Source organism: Geobacillus sp. B4113_201601, from assembly GCF_001587475.1.
Lineage (GTDB): Bacteria > Bacillota > Bacilli > Bacillales > Anoxybacillaceae > Geobacillus > Geobacillus icigianus.
On sequence record NZ_LQYX01000037.1, the window covers coordinates 1 to 467 of the forward strand.

Annotated in this window: 1 protein-coding gene; it reads left to right on the forward strand. The window is 63.0% G+C overall.

Annotation, left to right across the window (positions count from 1 at the left end):
* A partial coding sequence (locus B4113_RS05735) for a UPF0236 family transposase-like protein (RefSeq protein ID WP_201028603.1) occupies positions 1–467 on the forward strand: 467 nt, incomplete at both ends.

Sequence of the window (467 nt, forward strand, 5' to 3'; positions counted from 1 at the left end):
CTGGAGCTCGTGAACCGGCGCCACTACCTCCATGAAGGGGCGGGGGACGTGTGGGAAGGGTTCGAAGCGTGGCTGATGAAGGAATATGCCTATGACCCGTGCCGGGACCTGTTGGTCATCAACGGCGACGCGGCATCTTGGATTACCGCCTGCCGGGAGTATTTCGGAAAGCGGGCGTGCTTTCAGTTGGATCGGTTCCATGTGGCGCGGGAGCTTCGTCAGTGTCTGTCCGGCCACCCGCGTTGGCGGGAGGTGCGGAAGAAGCTGGCGAAGCAAGACGAGGAAGGACTTTTGGTGGAACTGAACAGCGCCGTCGGTACGTTGGGGGACGAAGCCAAAGAAGAGCAGTTGGCCGAAATGATCCGCCGGATCGAGTCGATGCCGGGATGCATCCGGGACTACCGGGAGTGGCTGTCGGCGCAAGGGGTGGAGACGGCCGGCATGCGTCCGATGGGCCACGCCGAGAG